The organism is Halothiobacillus sp. DCM-1 (assembly GCF_045689735.1).
In the GTDB taxonomy this organism is placed as follows: domain Bacteria; phylum Pseudomonadota; class Gammaproteobacteria; order Halothiobacillales; family Halothiobacillaceae; genus Halothiobacillus.
The window spans coordinates 580443-596383 of record NZ_CP142685.1; the positions used below are offsets into that span (position 1 = coordinate 580443).

The following is a 15941-nucleotide window of genomic DNA, read 5'->3' on the forward strand; positions in this document are numbered from 1 at the left end:
GGGTGATTGTCATTCAGGGACTTGGCTGGGTTGATCAAAAAAGCATCAGCCCGAATGAATCGAAAGAATATTGTTTATTAATTTATTGTTTTGTTTGGTTTTTTATAAAAAATTCGGGGTCTCGGTGCGCGGGGGCTTGCCGAGCGATATAGCCTGTGATAACACGCCGGCCGGGCCGGCAGCGCGGAAAATACCTGTGTGGATAACTTGGTGAATCATCGCGTGTAACCTCGGAGAAAAGGGAAAAAATCATGGCGTTGTCAATGCGTTGGCTGTGGGTCGCCGGGTTGCTGCTGTTGGGGTATCTGCTCTACCTGCTGGCACCGATTTTGACGCCGTTCTTTGCGGGCATTGTGCTGGCCTATTTGTTTGATCCCCTGGTGACCCGGCTCACCCATTGGCGGATTGGTCGCACGGTCGGCACGACCCTGGTGTTTTTTGGTTTGAGCCTGCTGCTGGTGCTCGCTGTGCTGGCGCTGGTGCCAGCGATTGTGGATCAGGCGGTGAAACTCGTCCGCGTGGTGCCTGCCTTGATGGCGCGGCTGCAAACCCAACTTGTGCCGATGATTAACGAACATCTTGGCATGAATCTCGACCTGAACTTGCTCACGCAGCTCTCCATGCAGCATGCGCAGGAAATTGGCAGTGTCATTGCGAAAAGCGCCCGGGTCGTGTTCGGCAACGGCACGGGGGTCGTGCTGGCGTTGGCCAATGCCTTGCTGATTCCGGTGATCGGGTTTTATTTCCTGCGGGATTGGCCGCTGATGCTCGAACGGGTGCGTGGCTTGCTGCCCCGGTCACAGGAAGCGCGGTGGGTGGGGTTGGCGCAGGAATCGAATACGGTGATGGGCGGTTTTTTGCGGGGCCAGCTGGCGGTGATGCTGGCCAACGGCGTAACTTATTCGATCGGCTTGACCTTCGCCGGTCTGGACACCGGCATTGTGATCGGCATGACCGCCGGGATGCTGAGTTTCGTGCCCTATCTGGGCAACATCATCGGCATCACCATGGCCTTGATTGCGATGTATATCCAAACCGGCGAATGGACGCCGCTGCTGTGGGTGCTGCTGGTGTTCGGCATTGGCCAGACCTTGGAAAGTGTGGTGTGGCAGCCGCGTTTCGTTGGCGAGCGGATCGGCCTGCACCCGGTGGCGGTGATTTTTGCGGTGATGGCGGGCGGCGCTTTGTTCGGATTCTTTGGCGTGCTGTTGGCCTTGCCGGTTTCCGCGATTCTGGTGGTGCTGGGGCGGCATGCGCTGGCGCAGTATCGCGCCAGTGACTGGTATCGGGATGCGTCGAACACGCCGCCATTGCATTCACCCCCCCGCGATTCATGAAGCACCGGGCGCGTCAGTTGCCGCTGGGGCTTGATGCCCAGGCGCCACCCTCGCTCGATGGCTTCATCGGGGCAGAAAATCTGCTGGTGCGGGCGCTGATCGCCCAGCAGATGAGCGGTTCGGGCGAGGCGCAGGTTTTGGTGCATGGCGCCGGTTCATCCGGCAAAACGCATCTGGCGCGTGCCGCCTGTTTTTATGCGGCGGAGCAGGGACGGCGCGCGGGCTTTGTGGCGATCGACGGCGTGAATCTGCCGGAGCTTTCCTTGCATTCGCTCGATGTGCTCGTGCTCGACGATATTCACCGGCTGATGCAGCAGCCCGAGGGCGAACTCTGGCTGTTCGATGTCATCAATCAGGCGCGCGATCGGGGCGTGAGTCTGCTGTTGACCAGTGTCGCGGCACCGATCCACTTGGGCGTTACCTTGCCGGATTTGGCTTCACGCCTGGCCTGGGGGGTGGTGGTTCGCGTTGCCGCGCCGACCGAAGCCGAAAAACTGGAGCTGCTGTGCCGCAAGGCGCTGGAGCGCGGCCTGACCCTGCCGTTTGAGGCGGCGCTGTTCATTCTGAATCACGGAGCCCGCGATGTGGGCAGTCTGATGGCCGCGATCGACCAGCTCGATGTGGCCTCACTCGCCGCGCAACGGAAGCTGACCGTGCCGTTTGTGCGGTCGGTGTTGTTCCAGCCGGTGGATTAATGTTCGGTCGTGATTTGGGCGTAGCGGGTAATGGCCGCGCGTAACAGGGCGTTGCAGGCGGCAGCGAACAAGCTTTGCAACTCGGAAAACTCTTCGAACAGTTCCTCTTCCACCGTCCCCGTGTCATCCTGGCTGGCCATCAAGGCGCTGGCGGCTTCGTGCATCTGCTGGTGCAAGTTGCGAACGGCGGCGAATTCTGCGGTCTCAGTCGGCGGAATGAGGTTCTGATCCAGAAACTGACCGAATTTGCACTCGTGATGCCCCTGGATGTGTTTGATGCGACCAAACAGCAGGGCAGCCATGATTTGGCTGTACCAGGCAAAATGCCAGTAGGTCACCTCTTCGAAGGCGTTGATGAAGTGCTCATAATCAAAATCGGCGGCGGCGTTGCTGCTCATGCGGTGCTCAATCAAGATGAAAACAACCGTTGCAGTGTAGCCTGAAAAACGCAGCGCGTCAGTGGGGGATTTGCCGCGTTTTTACCCCGTCCGTGATTGCGCTGCTCAGCCTGTCGGGTTGCCTTGCGCCAGGGCATGCAGTTGTTGCAGGTAAGCGCAATCGACAAATCCGCTGGCCGGTATTGGCCCGCGCTGTACGGTGACTGGTTGGCTCGGGTCGCCTAAATCGCTCAACACCGCGAGGGCTCCCGTGAAATCATCGTGGGCGGTGTAGGAATTATCCGTCACCAGTACCGGGATACCCGCTTCGACCGCAGCGCGTACGCCATTGGCGGAATCTTCGAACGCAAGGCACTCGCTGGGTTCGAGGCGCATTTGTTCAAGCACCCAGGTGTAGATGTCTCCGGCGGGCTTTTTCTTTGGCACGATATCGCCCGCGCCAATCACTTCAAACCAGCCGATGGCCTCGGCGCCCAGTGTGGCTTCGAGCAGGCCGGTCACATTTTCTGGTGTGGTGGTGGTGGCGATGGCGAGCCGCACGCCCCGGGTGCGGGCTTCGCCCAGCAGCCGCCGGACGCCCGGACGCAGCGGGATGCCGCCTTCGGCCAAGAGTTTCAGATAGTGGGCGGTTTTGGCCTTGTGCAGACCGGCGATAAACGCCGCTTCATCGGCCTGCGGTGGAAAGGCGGGCTGGTGGGTATCGATGAAATGCCGGATGCGTTCTTTGCCGCCGGTGATCGCCAGCAATTCGCCATATAACGGCACATCCCAAACCCATTTCAGGCCGGCCTCTGCGAACGCCCGGTTGAATGCGACGCGGTGGCCATCGCGCTCGGTTTCGGCCAGGGTGCCATCGACATCGAAAATGAGTGCTTTGATCATGATTAAACTGAGGGTGTTGCTCGGGAAAACGGCCGCTTAGGCTATCCTAGGCGGGAAATTTGTGCCACGGCTTTTGTGTGGCGCAGCGCGAATCAACAGGGTGAGGTTATGCAAAAACACGCGGTAGGACAGGGCTGGCACTGGATCGCCAACGGTTGGCGCTTGATGCGCGAGCGTCTCGGGCTATCGATCGGGGTTGTGCTGTTGATGTATGTGCTGTTGTTCGTGGTCAGCATGCTGCCGATGGTGGGCTCGATGATCACGCCGTTTCTCACGCCGTTTCTGGCGGGTGGCGTGTATCTGGTACTCGCCCGGATCCAGGAGATCCGCGCGCGCCGTGCCATCGAACCGCTGGCGGGTGAACAGCCGATCGGTTTTGATCTGATGTTCAGCGCGTTTTCCCGCCCGGCGCTGCGCAAGCCGCTGTTGCTGCTGGGGGCGCTGTCCGTGGTGTTCTCTCTGTCGTTGCTCCTGCTGATGGCGGGCTTCGTGGTTTGGCAACTGGCTGGCATCGACCATGCCGTGCTGACCGATCCCACGGCTTCGGACACGGCGCGGCTGGAGTTTTTAATGCCCTATCTGCTCTCGGGAAAAGCGATGCTGCTGTGGCTGGTGGTGATGGTGGTCGCGGTGGTGTATTCCATGGCGACTTTCTTTGCCGTTCCACTGATCGTGCTGCGTGGGTTTTCTCTGGGGGATGCCCTCAAGGCCAGCTTTGCGGCAGTGTCTGCCAATTGGCTCCCGTTCCTGTGGTATGCCCTGATTTGGGCGCTGCTGTTCATCACCGTGCCGCTGACGATGATGCTCAGCCTGATTCTGCTCATGCCCTTGCTGTTTGCCAGCCTGTTCGTCGCGTTCGAAGCCATCTGGCCGGATCAGCCGACGGCGCCCGGCCACTCATCGCCGCCGCAGCGGGTTTCAACGGTAATGTGAGGGCTTACGCCATGCGATGGCGGAACAGCCAGCCCGCGATTACCAGAGTGCTGCTGCCGATGAGCGCCAGCGGCCAGAATTGATTTTGCAGTTCCTGGAAACTGCTGCCTTCGAGAAAGACGCCGCGCAAAATGACCATGAAATAGCGCAAGGGATTCAGCAGGGTGAGATCCTGGACGATGGGTGGCATATTGGCGATGGGGGTGGCAAAGCCGGAGAGGATGATAGCGGGCACCAGAAACAGGAAGACGCCCAGAACCGCCTGCTGCAGGGTGGCGGCCAGGGCGGAGATCATCAGCCCCACGCCGGTCGCGCTCAAGAGAAACAGGGCGATGCCGCTGTACAGGGTCAACAGGCTGCCGAGCAGCGGCACCTGAAAAAACTGTACGGCGATCAATACAATCACACTGGCTTCGAGCAGGCCAATCAGGATGCCCGGCAGGGCTTTGCCGAGCAAGATTTCTGCCGGATGCAGCGGGGTTACCAGCAGTTGGTCAAAGGTACCCTGCTCGCGTTCCCGCGCGACGGACAAGGCCGTAACCACCATGACAACGACCAGCATCAGCAAACCGACCACGCCCGGAATAATGAACCACCGACTGATCAGATTGGGGTTGAACCAGGCTCGGCTGACCAGCACCGAAGGCGCCCCCGTCCGCTGATGCTGTTGTGCCCATTCGGTATTGAATTGATCGACGATTTGATTGGCATAGCTCAAGGCGATGGCGGCGGTATTGGAGTTGCGGCCATCGAGAATCAACTGCACCGGCGCGCCGTCGCCTGAGTGTAAACGCCGCGAAAAGTCGGCGGGTAGATGGAGCACCATCAGCGCTTGTCCGGTTTCGATCCGCTGGCGCAGTTCCGTTTCACTGTGGATTGGGGCGGTCAGGCTGAAGTGTCCGGACCCCGCAAAGCGTGCGACAAGCCGGCTCGCTGCGCCGCCTTGATCTTCATCGTACACCGCGAGCTGAATGTGATTCAGGTCGAAGCTGGCCGCGAAACTGAACACGAGCAGTTGAATCACCGGCGGAACGATAATGACGAAGCGGGATTTTTTATCCCGCAACAGTGCTTGAAACTCTTTGATCGCCAAGGCCCAGATGCGTTGCAGTGTCATCTTCTGCGCTCCAATGAGTTCGATCCCTCGATTAGTCGAGAGATTTACGGATTTTTCGCCGGCTGGCGGCTAAAAACACCAGTGCGAGCGCGGCGAGTGCCAAGAGATTCGGCCAGATGATGCTGGGGATGTCGCCGGCCAGGAATAGCGTGTGGAGCAGGGTGACGAAGTAGCGGGCGGCAACGAGATGGGTGAGTGCCTGGAGCCAGGACGGCATGCTGCCGATGTCGAAAATAAAGCCGGAGAGCATGAAGGCGGGCAAGAAGGTCACAATGATCGAAATCAGGCTGGCAATGAATTGATTGCGCGCGGTGACGGAAATCAGCAGCCCCATCCCGAGGGCGGCCAGTAAAAACACGGCGGAGCTGAGCACGAGTAACCACCAACTGCCGAGAAAGGGGACGGCAAACAGCCAGCGAGCCATGGCAACGGACAATGCCATGCCGCCCATGCCCAATACGAAATACGGGAGCAGTTTGCCGAGGATGAGTTCGTTGATTTGCATCGGTGTGACCATCATCGCCTCCAGGGTGCCGCGCTCCCACTCGCGCGCCATGACCAGCGCGGTCAGCAGTGCGCCGATCAGGGTCATGATCACGGCAATCAAACCCGGCACCAGATAATCGCGGCTACGCAGTTCCGGGTTGAACCAGATACGCGGGATCAGGGTGATCGGCGGATTCAGTGTTCGTCCCTGCTCGGCGAGCGTTGCGTTGAGCCAAAGGCTCCAGGTGGCTTGTACATAGGCTTCGATCAGCCGAGCCTGGTTCGCATCGACGCCATTGACGATCAGTTGGACGGGTGCCGGCGCTTCGCCCGAAGCGGCCACTAAGCGACGACTGAAATCGCTGGGTAGATGCACAATCGCATCCACGCGACGATCGAGCAGCCATTGTTCGGCCACGGCGAGATTCGGCGCGATCTGTGGTGTGAAGGATTCAGAATGATCGAAGTGGGAGAACAAGGCGGCGCTGTGTGCATCGGGCGCATCCGCTACTAGGGCAATCGGAATGTGGCGCGCATTGAGCGAGACGCCATAACCGAACAGCAGCAGCAAGATGACCGGCAGCAAAAAGGCAATGGCCAAGCTGGATGGATCCCGCAGGATTTGCTTGGTTTCTTTGCGGATCAAGCCGATGAGGCGCTGATTCATGCGGCATGTCCTGCGGTGACAGCGGGTTGCGTCAGGGCAATGAACGCATCTTCCAGACTCGGATCGGGCAGGGCGGTGGAGCGCACCGTGCTTCGCACTTCGGCGGGGCTGCCTTCGATGAGGATCTTCCCTTGATTCAGGATCAGCAAGCGATCGCAATACTCGGCCTCATCCATGAAATGGGTGGTGATGAGGATCGTGACGCCGGCGGCGGCGAGAGACTGGATGCGCTGCCAAAAGGCGCGGCGTTCGAGGGGATCGACCCCCGATGTGGGTTCGTCGAGAAACAGAATATCCGGCTCATGGAGCAGCGCCGCCGCCATGGCCAGCCGTTGTTTGAACCCCAGTGGCAACAGCCCCGCGTTTTGTTTGCGTCGTTCGGCGAGCGAGAATTCGTCGAGCGCCCAGTCGATGCGTTGTTGCAGCGGGCGTCGCCTGAGGCCATAGGCACGCCCAAAAAATCTTAGATTCTGTTCGACACTCAACATGTCATACAGCGCGAATTTTTGCGACATATAGCCAATGCGGGCGCGCGCCTGCGCGGCGGCGGTGCGTAAATCGTGCCCAGCGACGGATAAATGCCCCGAACTGGCCGGCAGTAAGCCACAGAGCATGCGGAAGGTGGTGGATTTTCCGGCACCGTTGGCGCCGAGTAAACCGAAAATCTCGCCGGATTGGACGGAAAAATTCAGATGATCCACGGCGGTGAACGCGCCAAAACGTCGGGTGAGTTCCTGCACCTGAATCACCGCGTCGGTCGGTCGGGTCATCGCTCTGGGCGAATCTGGCTGGGACGGCGACCGATCAGCGGGGGGATTTTGCCCGAGTAAACGATCCATGAAGGCATCTTCAAAACGCGCAGCCAAGGGTATCCAGCCTGGGTTCTCGGTGGCGGGCGGGCGAGCATTCGGTGCCAGCAGGACGCGGATATGGTCGCGATCGATCGTTGCGTCAAGCACCTCGGGGCGCTGTTGCAACTGGCTTTGCAGCGGGCGGCGTTCCGTCGGGGAACTGCGAATGCCATACACTCGGCCATTCAGTGGGGCGGCGAACGCCGCCGGTGCGCCGCTGCCCAGCACTTTCCCTTCGTGCAGCATGACAACCTGGTGGCAGCGTTCTGCCTCATCCAGGTAGGCGGTAGTCAGTAACACGCTCATGCCCTCGGTCTCGACCAGTTGATAGACGATATCCCACAGCTCCCGCCGTGAGATGGGATCAACGCCCACCGTCGGTTCGTCGAGCAGCAAGAGGCGCGGTGGCTTCACCAGGGTGCAGGCCAGCCCGAGCTTTTGCTTCATGCCCCCCGAGAGATGACCGGCCAGCCGCTGGGTGAATCGCCCCAGTTGGGTCATGTGAAGTAATTGTTCGAAACGCGCGGGGCGCTGTGCGGCGGGCACTTGATGTAAATCGGCGTAGAGCGTCAGGTTTTCCGCGACCGTCAGATCCTCGTACAGGCCGAAATGTTGGGGCATGTAACCGATATGCGCCTGAATTTGATCGTTGGCTTGCCCAATCTGCCAGTCGAGGACGCGAATTTCCCCTTGATCGAGGTGAAGCAGACCACAGCAGAGCCGTAAGAAGGTGGTTTTACCGGCGGCATCGGGGCCAATCAACCCGGTCACGCTGCCGGCTTCGACCTGTAGGGAAAAGTCCTGCAAGGCTGGCCGGTTCATGCCGCGGAAGGTTTTAGTCACCCCGTGGGCCTGCAGTACGGCGGCCGCCCCCTCAGAAATCATGGCGCGGCGGGCTCCGGCGCACAGGGATCGGCACCGCGTGCCACGGGTCGCGCATCGCGCGCGATTTTTACCGTTACGGGCATGCCGAGTCGGAGTGGCTGATCGGCGGGATCACAGACATACACGCGGGCCTGATACACCAGCGCGGTGCGCACGCTCGGACTTTCAACCGCTTTTGGGGTGAATTCTGCGGTGGGCGAGATATACCCAACCCAGCCCGCAAACGACCGATCCGGAAAGCTATCGCTGTGGATCGTGGCCGGCATGCCTTCATGAATCCAGCCGAGGTCGGATTCCGCCAGATAAATGCGCGCCCAACGCGGATTGGTCAGCGCCAGGCTGATAACCGGCTGGGCGGGGGAGGCCATATCCCCCGGCTCCAAGAGTCGATTGCTGATGATCCCCGCGCTGGGCGCGGTCAATACCGTATCGTCACGGGCGATCTGTGCGCTGTGGACGGCGGCGGTGGCTGCCTCGACGCTGGCCTTGGCGGCGGCAATATCTTCCGGTCGGTTACCAATCACGGCGAGTTGCAATTGGGCTTGGTCGGCCTTGAGTTGCGCGGCGGCGGCGGCTCGCTGCGCGCGCGCCGTGTCGAGGTCTTGTGGCGAAGCCAGTTTTTGCTGTGTCAGCGTCGTGAGCCGCGCTTCGGTGCGTTCTCGCAATTGCAGATTGGCCTGATCGGCAGCGACGACGGCGCGCAATCGTTCAATATCTTCCGGCCGACTGCCGTGAACTAATTTTTCGTAGATCGCCTGATTGGCAGCCAGTTGAGCCTGGGCAGCGGCCAGGGCGGCATCGAAGCGTCGCGTATCCAGCTTGGCGATCGGTTGCCCAGCCCGCACCGGATCGCCGGTCTGCACGAAGATGTCTGAGATTCGACCGGCGTCGTTAAATGCCAGATCCACCTGGCGAAGATCCATGTTGCCGTAGAACGCGCGCGTAGCCGTGGCGCTATTCGAGTTGTTCTCCTGCTCGACATACCAGGCAACACCGCTGCCAGCGATCAGGAGAAGCAATAACGGAAGGACGAACTTGAACATACACAGCACTCTTGGGTCTTGACGCGTTTGGGGCGAGCGGTGGGTCGCGATTCGGATTCGACTCGTTCGACGGGCCGCATGGTTCAGGCGATGCTTAATCTCGCATATTTTTTAAGGTTTTTGTGCAGTATTTCGATGAATTGGGTTGTCTAGGGAAGCACTGATATAAATCCATCCATGGATTTATTCAGCAAGCCTCGTCGCGGCACATGTCCGCGACGGTCTTCACGAATCAACGACTTATGTCGTTGATCGTGTTGGGGCATCCTGCCCCAAGCGGGAAGCGCGGATTTAATCAGCGCTTCCCTAGGGTATCGTTAAGCCCGGTTGACGCTCAGACGGAGGAGTTCTGTCAACCGGGCTAAGGTCAACTGGCGTCGGCCGAGCCGTGCCTGCCCAAACACCATCATCGAGAGGGAATCCCATGAGCCCATCCAACGATTCACCCGATCTCCCCGTATCGCCGGTGCGTATGGCACAGGAGGCGGGGCTTAGTTCCGCCGAGGCGCAAGAACGCCTGCAGCGCTTTGGGCGCAATGCGATTCCCGAGCAGACCATCCGTCCGATCAAAGCCTATCTGCAAAAGTTTTGGTCGCCGGTGCCCTGGATGCTGGAAGGGGTGGTGGTGCTTGAACTGGTGCTGCATCACTGGACGGAGGCGGTCATTATTGCCCTGCTGCTTGTGTTCAATGCAACGCTGGCTTTCCTGAATGAGCAACGCGCGCAGACGGCGCTGGCGCTGTTGCGTCAGCAGTTGCAAATCAACGCGCGCGTGCTGCGCGATGGCGCGTGGCGAACGATTCCGGCGGCGGAAGTCGTGCCCGGCGATTGGGTGCATGTGCGCGCGGGCGATTTGACCCCCGCCGATTTTCGCGTGCTCGATGGGCAAATTGCCGTCGATCAGTCCAGCCTGACGGGCGAGTCTCTCCCAGTGACGCTCAAGGTGGGAGAAACCGGTTATGCCAGTTGCACCGTGCGGCAAGGCGAAGCAACGGGCGAGGTGATTGCGACGGGTTTGAAAACAGCCTTCGGTCGCACGGCGGAACTGGTGCAAGCCGCCGCCGCGCCGAGTCACATGCAGCAGATCATCTTGCGCATCGTGCGTTATCTGGTGGTTTTTGATTCATTCCTGTCCCTGATTGTGTTCGTCTACGCCCTGGCGACGGGGATGCCGCTGCTCGATACGCTGTCCTTTGTCTTGATCTTGCTGGTGGCTTCTGTGCCCGTCGCCTTGCCGGCTACCTATGCCCTGGCGACGGCCTTGGCGGCGCAGGAACTTTCAAAGCAGGGCGTGTTGGTCACCCGGCTGGCGGCGGTCGAGGATGCCGCCGCGATGACGACACTGGTTTCCGATAAAACCGGCACGCTCACGCAGAACAGTCTGAGTCTGAGTCAATTGATGCCAGCCCCGGGCGTTGATGCAGCCCAGGTGCTGCTGGCTGCGGCGATGGCCAGCGACGACGCAACCCAAGACCCCATCGACCTCGCCTTTTTGGCGGCGTTTCATGAGGACTCCGCCGCGCAAACCCTCGCCCAGCAGTTCGGTAATCTCTCGGCGCAGCGCGTCGAATTTTCGCCGTTTGATCCGGCGACGCGCCGATCCGAAGGCCGGTATCGCACACCGGAGGGCAGCCCACTGCGCTTCGTCAAAGGGGCTTCGAATGTCATGGCGGCGGTGGGTGCGCCGCCGCCGTCCGATTGGTTGACCACCACGGAAGCAGCGCTGGCGGCGACGGGCGCGCGGGTGCTGGCGGTCGCCGCCGACACGGGCTCGGGCATGATATTCCTCGGCTTGGCGGCGCTCGCCGATCCGCCCCGGAAGGACGCCGCCTCGCTGATCGAGGCGTTGCGGCAGCTCGGGGTGCGTGTGCGGATGGCGACGGGCGATGCGGTTGATACCGCGCGCGCGATTTCCCGCACGCTGGGGTTGGGCGAACGCATTTGTGATCGCGAGGCTATCGTGGGCTTATCCAATCCGTCGGCATCGGCGGACGGCGCCGCAGAGGGCAAGGCCGTGCCGCGTGCCGCGTCCCAGATCAACGCCTGTGATGGCTTTGCGCGCGTGCTGCCCGAGGACAAATTCCATCTCGTGACGGCATTGCAGAAACAGAATGAAATCATCGGGATGACGGGTGATGGCGTAAATGACGCCCCCGCCCTGCGTCAGGCGGAGCTGGGCGTAGCCGTATCGAGTGCGACGGATGTGGCCAAGGCGGCAGCGGGCGTTGTCCTGGTGCAGCCGGGCTTGGCGGGGGTGCTCGATGTCGTGCGAATCGGGCGCCAGGTTCATCGCCGCATGCTGACTTACACCTTAAACAAAATCGTCAAAGTGATCGAAATCGTCGTCTTTCTAACCCTCGGCGTGATCATCACCCACGATTTCGTCATCAGCCCAGCGCTGATCGTTCTGCTCATGTTTACCAACGATTTCATCACGATGACCATCGCCAGTGATCGCGTCGAACCGGCCAAAATGCCGCAGCATTGGTCTGTGCGCCGACTCATGGCTGCCGCCAGTCTATTTGGCGCTATTTCATTGTTGTTTTCATTCTCGCTCTACACGGGGGTGCGCCTGAATATGCCGCTGAGCCCAGAACAGTTGCAGACTTTCCTGTTCCTGATTCTGGTGTTTACCAATCAGGCCAGCGTGTACGCCCTGCGCAGTGATGGGGCGCTTTGGCGCGTGAAGCCCAGCCGCTTGCTGGTCATGGCGACACTGGGCGATGTGTTGGTGGTGAGTCTGCTGGCGACCTGGGGCGTGTTCATGGCCGCCTTGCCGCTGAGCCTGGTGATGGCTGTCATCCTCTTGTCCATTGCCTTTGCTTTTATGCTCGGCTGGGCCAAGGAATTCATTTTCCCGAGGTTCGGCCTGAGCGGTTCGGCCTGAACCGCCTAACTTGGGCACCCGCTCGGGCTCGAGCGGAACTCATCGGGCATCAAGCATGCTTATTCACCAATCAGAATGATTGAGCGTGACGCCAGATCGGGCGGAATATAATTAAACTCTGATTGTTCGCCATGCTTTCTATAAACAAGACAAAACTGATGCCGACCAATCTTTGCGGTCCGCAGAATCGTCCGAATGAGACGGCTCTAACCCATCGAGGTTCCCGCAAAACCCATTAAAAGTACCGCTAGCCCGATTCGGGGGGCTCGCATCAGGAAAGCCAAGTCTCTGCCGATCAATCACGCGCTGATTGACGCGCAGCCGTTTGATGTTTGCGGGGAGTTGCCGGGATCGGCAGCGTTCTTTTTTTGGTTTTGGGAGGTATGTGATGAACCATTCATCGACCATGCCCGGCGGTGCGTCCTACGATTACGACATCATCAAGATGTTCACGATTGCCTCGATTGTGTGGGCCGTGGTGGGGATGTTGGCCGGCATTTATATTGCCAGTGAGCTGGCCTGGCCCGCGCTGAATCTCGGGATTCCCGAAATTACCTTTGGGCGATTACGCCCGATTCATACCAACTCGGTGATCTGGGGCTTTGGCGGCAACGCGCTGATCGCGACTTCGTTTTACATTGTGCAACGCACCTGCCAGACCCGGCTATGGGGCGGTAAATTTCTGCTGACCACGCTGTTCTGGGCGTGGCAATCCGTGGTCGCAGTCGGCGCTTGGGCCATTCTGGCCGGGCATAGCCAGTCGCGGGAATACGCCGAGTATCCGCTGCTGGTGAATATCGTGATGGAGATCGGGTTGATTCTCTATGCGATCATTTATGCCATGACGCTGCGCCGCCGCTCGCAACCACACATCTATGTGGCGAACTGGTTTTATATGGCGTTCATTCTCGCGACCGCCATCCTGCACTTGTTCAACAACATTCAGGTGCCGTACAGCGTGTGGCAGTCCTACTCGATTTTCAGCGGGGTGCAGGATGCCATGACGCAATGGTGGTACGGCCACAACCTCGTCGGCTTCGTGTTGACCGTGGGCTTCCTCGGCATGATGTACTACTTCGTACCGAAACAGGCTGGTCGGCCCGTGTATTCGTACCGGCTGTCGATCGTCCATTTCTGGGCGCTCTCGTTCCTCTATATGTGGGTCGGCGGGCACCATCTCGAATGGACGGCGCTGCCCGAGTGGGTCAACTCGCTTTCGGTGACTTTCTCCGTGCTGCTGCTGTTACCGTCTTGGGGTGGGATGATCAACGGCATCATGACGCTCTCCGGCGCCTGGGATAAATTGCGCACCGATCCGGTGATTCTGTTCCTCGTCACCGCGCTGGCGTTCTACGGCATGGCGACCTTCGAGGGCCCACTGCTGGCCTTGCGTTCGGTCAATGCGCTGTCGCACTACACGGATTGGACGATCGGCCATGTGCATTCCGGCGCACTGGGCTGGGTGGCGATGATCACCTTCGGCTCGTTCTACCACATGGTGCCTCGGCTCTGGGGAACTCGGCTTTATTCGACCAAACTCGTGTTCGCCCATTTCTGGCTGGCGACGATCGGCATTGTGCTCTACATCGTTGCGATGTGGGTGGCGGGGATCGGCCAAGGCTTGATGCTGCGCGCCTTCGATCAATACGGCAACCTGGCGTACACCTTCGTCGAAACCGTGGCCTTCCTGCACATTCCGTATGTGGTGCGGATGATTGGCGGCGTGTTCTTCTTCAGCGGTTTCGTGCTGATGATTTACAACCTGTACAAAACTATTACCGCCGAGCGGACAGAAGAAGTGGCGCGCGAGCAACGCATCCCGCTGCGGGTGACTTCCCAGCACGCTTGATGGATTGAGTTTCCCCGTGAAGACGGGGTTCAGGCAAAAACCCGCCTTGTGCGGGTTTTTTTATGCGCATTACGAGAAAATTCTACTTTCAAGCACCGCTGTTTTTCGGGGGGATTACCCGCATTGTGAGTCCTGGTGTCATTCCAGTCCTCCTGTTGTGGCCCAACGTTCGAGCTAAGCTGCCGCAGCGGGTCAGCTTGAGCGAGGGGTTAGGCGTCATCGCCGCTATCGACGCGCTTTACCGATACCGACAGCGAATACTCGAATAATGAGACTGCACTTAGCCCCGAGCACGCGAGTACCAAGTCGGTACTAATCTCCTTCGCAATGATTACGCCTCGGACGGCCTGGTTTGATTCCGCCTGATTCTTCTTGATCCAGCCCATGTATCGCAGGAGCTGGCCGACGACTCGGTCGTAGCCCTTTGAGACCTTAAGCTCGATAACGACGTAGCCACCGCTCCCGTCTATTGCCAAGATGTCAATGAACCGACCTCCGACGGGAAACTCGACTCCGGTTATTCCTTCTTCGGAGTACAGTTTGAGAGAGGGTTCGATAATGTGAAGATTCCGAGCAAGATAGTCTCGCAGGTCGTGCTCGTATGCGAACTCATCTGATGACTCAACCTTGGCTTCGGGCGGTTCCTCATCGACAGGTGTGGCCGAGGAGATTGGTGCTGGATCCACTCCAGGCTCATAGAGTCGAAACTGCGAGCTATTCAGCTTGAAGAAGCGATCATCGGACCCGTCCGCTTTCGCGCTGTACTGTAGGCGCGACGGTGCGTTCGTAGACAAGCGGATTAGGTGGGCGGTAACCGTCCCTTGTTTGACACTCGGGTAGTGTTCTTCAAACCACTGCACCGCTTGTTCTCGGGTGAATGCTTGTCCGGGAACGAGGCCCATCGAGCCGATCATGTCTTGCATGAGCAGGCGGACCGGCTTTTCATTGAGGGTGGCCAACAAGTGCTCCTGTGTATGACGCCTAACGCTCCACTTGAGCCGCGGCTTGCCCTGGAGCGCAGCGGAAGGGTAAGCCGTCGGACTCGAAGTGGTTGTTATGTTTCTTCATTAACTGTCAGATCCTCAAAGTCTCCCAATAATTCTGCAAGCAATCGATCTTCTTCCGCTTCCATCTCTTTTGTTACTGCGGCATGCACAATCTTAAGTCCTTGGGAAAGCTTGTCGGTAAGAATGATCTTCCTTTTCTTACTTACTCGTTCGGCGAACTCCTGCTTGAGCCAGTCATTTAAGTAAGATTTACCTTCATATATAGCTCCGTAGTCGGTATCACGAGTAACGATGACTATATGCTTGCTACTATTGATAGAGCATTGAACGATCCATTCCCAGTTTACAGCATCGCCGATCGAAGTATCTCCTTGCTTCCTAGGCGGATAACCGAGAACAAATCGTTTACGTGCGAGATTTCGTATCGTGAACCGCTCTTTCTTGGTACGAGATAGGTTATAGCTGGAATTGTGCTTAAAAATTCTCTGCAAGCACTGATAGACAGGGTCATGGTGAATTGGATCGCTCAAAATATTTTGGATCTTTTCATTGACTTTGTTCTTTTGCGTGACAATTTCTTTCTTTTTCTTCTCAATCATCTTCATCGCCTGTAAATCGGCGACAAGCGCAGGACCAGTAAGCTTGCTCCAATCCGGAGCGCCAAAATTTGTTAACGACTCGACGATGGCTCGCTGCCTGTTTTTCTTGTACTCCATTTCAACCTGAGAACCAAGAATCAATCGGTCTTGGCAGGCTTCAAGCTGCTCCAGATATTTGAGGCTAATATCAGTTTTACGAATTCTGTAGAAATCCAACAGAACGTTGGTATCTACAAAAAGCAGAGTATCCAAAACATCTTTAGCCACGATAAGCGAGCCTCAAGGAAACATAACGCTCGGCATCA

At 58.6% G+C, this 15941-nt stretch carries 13 protein-coding genes; 5 read left to right on the forward strand and 8 right to left on the reverse strand.

Annotated features, from left to right (window positions below; translation table 11 throughout):
• Positions 1–251: 251 nt before the first annotated feature.
• Positions 252–1337 carry an AI-2E family transporter gene (locus VOI35_RS02775; protein ID WP_407276376.1) on the forward strand — a complete coding sequence of 362 codons (1086 nt, stop codon included), beginning with the start codon at positions 252–254 and terminating at the stop codon, positions 1335–1337.
• Positions 1334–2032: a DnaA regulatory inactivator Hda gene (hda, locus tag VOI35_RS02780; RefSeq protein WP_407276377.1), complete on the forward strand. Its 699-nt coding sequence runs from the start codon at positions 1334–1336 to the stop codon at positions 2030–2032. Before VOI35_RS02775 ends, hda begins: the two co-directional genes overlap by 4 nt.
• Here the strand turns inward: hda and VOI35_RS02785 are convergent.
• Both VOI35_RS02785 and VOI35_RS02790 read right to left on the reverse strand, forming a co-directional pair.
• Complete coding sequence (locus tag VOI35_RS02785) at positions 2029–2430, reverse strand: CZB domain-containing protein (protein ID WP_407276378.1); 402 nt, start codon at positions 2428–2430, stop codon at positions 2029–2031. The genes hda and VOI35_RS02785 overlap by 4 nt on opposite strands.
• A 105-nt stretch (positions 2431–2535) precedes the next feature.
• Positions 2536–3312 (reverse strand): HAD family hydrolase, encoded by a 777-nt coding sequence (locus tag VOI35_RS02790; RefSeq protein WP_407276379.1) that lies wholly within the window; start codon positions 3310–3312, stop codon positions 2536–2538.
• Positions 3313–3420: 108 nt separating this feature from the next.
• Here VOI35_RS02790 and VOI35_RS02795 point away from each other — a divergent pair, with 108 nt between their 5' ends.
• Positions 3421–4245 carry a BPSS1780 family membrane protein gene (locus VOI35_RS02795; RefSeq protein WP_407276380.1) on the forward strand — a complete coding sequence of 275 codons (825 nt, stop codon included), beginning with the start codon at positions 3421–3423 and terminating at the stop codon, positions 4243–4245.
• Positions 4246–4249: 4 nt separating this feature from the next.
• Here VOI35_RS02795 and VOI35_RS02800 read toward each other — a convergent pair whose 3' ends face one another.
• The 4 genes from VOI35_RS02800 to VOI35_RS02815 are packed head-to-tail and all read right to left on the reverse strand — an operon-like array spanning position 4250 to position 9294.
• A complete protein-coding gene (locus VOI35_RS02800) occupies positions 4250–5362 on the reverse strand; it encodes an ABC transporter permease (protein ID WP_407276381.1) in 1113 nt (370 codons plus the stop codon).
• 31 nt (positions 5363–5393) lie between these two features.
• Positions 5394–6515 (reverse strand): ABC transporter permease, encoded by a 1122-nt coding sequence (locus tag VOI35_RS02805; RefSeq protein WP_407276382.1) that lies wholly within the window; start codon positions 6513–6515, stop codon positions 5394–5396.
• Positions 6512–8251: an ATP-binding cassette domain-containing protein gene (locus VOI35_RS02810; RefSeq protein ID WP_407276383.1), complete on the reverse strand. Its 1740-nt coding sequence runs from the start codon at positions 8249–8251 to the stop codon at positions 6512–6514. The genes VOI35_RS02805 and VOI35_RS02810 overlap by 4 nt, the downstream gene beginning before the upstream one ends.
• A complete protein-coding gene (locus VOI35_RS02815) occupies positions 8248–9294 on the reverse strand; it encodes an efflux RND transporter periplasmic adaptor subunit (protein ID WP_407276384.1) in 1047 nt (348 codons plus the stop codon). Before VOI35_RS02815 ends, VOI35_RS02810 begins: the two co-directional genes overlap by 4 nt.
• 424 nt (positions 9295–9718) lie before the next feature.
• Here VOI35_RS02815 and VOI35_RS02820 point away from each other — a divergent pair, with 424 nt between their 5' ends.
• Both VOI35_RS02820 and ccoN read left to right on the forward strand, forming a co-directional pair.
• Entirely contained in the window at positions 9719–12181 is a 2463-nt protein-coding gene (locus tag VOI35_RS02820) for a plasma-membrane proton-efflux P-type ATPase (RefSeq protein ID WP_407276385.1), read from the forward strand.
• A 388-nt stretch (positions 12182–12569) separates the two neighbouring features.
• Positions 12570–14030 carry a cytochrome-c oxidase, cbb3-type subunit I gene (gene ccoN, locus VOI35_RS02825; RefSeq protein WP_407276386.1) on the forward strand — a complete coding sequence of 487 codons (1461 nt, stop codon included), beginning with the start codon at positions 12570–12572 and terminating at the stop codon, positions 14028–14030.
• A gap of 209 nt (positions 14031–14239) precedes the next feature.
• On the opposite strand, the gene VOI35_RS02830 is transcribed toward ccoN, so the two are convergent.
• Both VOI35_RS02830 and VOI35_RS02835 read right to left on the reverse strand, forming a co-directional pair.
• Positions 14240–14989: an endonuclease NucS domain-containing protein gene (locus tag VOI35_RS02830; RefSeq protein ID WP_407276387.1), complete on the reverse strand. Its 750-nt coding sequence runs from the start codon at positions 14987–14989 to the stop codon at positions 14240–14242.
• Between the two features lie 95 nt (positions 14990–15084).
• The gene (locus tag VOI35_RS02835) at positions 15085–15903 is read right to left on the reverse strand and encodes a PIN domain-containing protein (RefSeq protein WP_407276388.1); all 819 of its coding nucleotides are present in this window, start codon (positions 15901–15903) and stop codon (positions 15085–15087) included.
• Positions 15904–15941: the final 38 nt, after the last annotated feature.

Coding starts and splice junctions, on each gene's coding strand:
- VOI35_RS02775 (WP_407276376.1), top strand. CDS start 252: ATGGCGTTGTCAATGCGTTGGCTGTGGGTCGCCGGGTTGCTGCTGTTG.
- hda (WP_407276377.1), top strand. CDS start 1,334: ATGAAGCACCGGGCGCGTCAGTTGCCGCTGGGGCTTGATGCCCAGGCG.
- VOI35_RS02785 (WP_407276378.1), bottom strand. CDS start 2,430: ATGAGCAGCAACGCCGCCGCCGATTTTGATTATGAGCACTTCATCAAC.
- VOI35_RS02790 (WP_407276379.1), bottom strand. CDS start 3,312: ATGATCAAAGCACTCATTTTCGATGTCGATGGCACCCTGGCCGAAACC.
- VOI35_RS02795 (WP_407276380.1), top strand. CDS start 3,421: ATGCAAAAACACGCGGTAGGACAGGGCTGGCACTGGATCGCCAACGGT.
- VOI35_RS02800 (WP_407276381.1), bottom strand. CDS start 5,362: ATGACACTGCAACGCATCTGGGCCTTGGCGATCAAAGAGTTTCAAGCA.
- VOI35_RS02805 (WP_407276382.1), bottom strand. CDS start 6,515: ATGAATCAGCGCCTCATCGGCTTGATCCGCAAAGAAACCAAGCAAATC.
- VOI35_RS02810 (WP_407276383.1), bottom strand. CDS start 8,251: ATGATTTCTGAGGGGGCGGCCGCCGTACTGCAGGCCCACGGGGTGACT.
- VOI35_RS02815 (WP_407276384.1), bottom strand. CDS start 9,294: ATGTTCAAGTTCGTCCTTCCGTTATTGCTTCTCCTGATCGCTGGCAGC.
- VOI35_RS02820 (WP_407276385.1), top strand. CDS start 9,719: ATGAGCCCATCCAACGATTCACCCGATCTCCCCGTATCGCCGGTGCGT.
- ccoN (WP_407276386.1), top strand. CDS start 12,570: ATGAACCATTCATCGACCATGCCCGGCGGTGCGTCCTACGATTACGAC.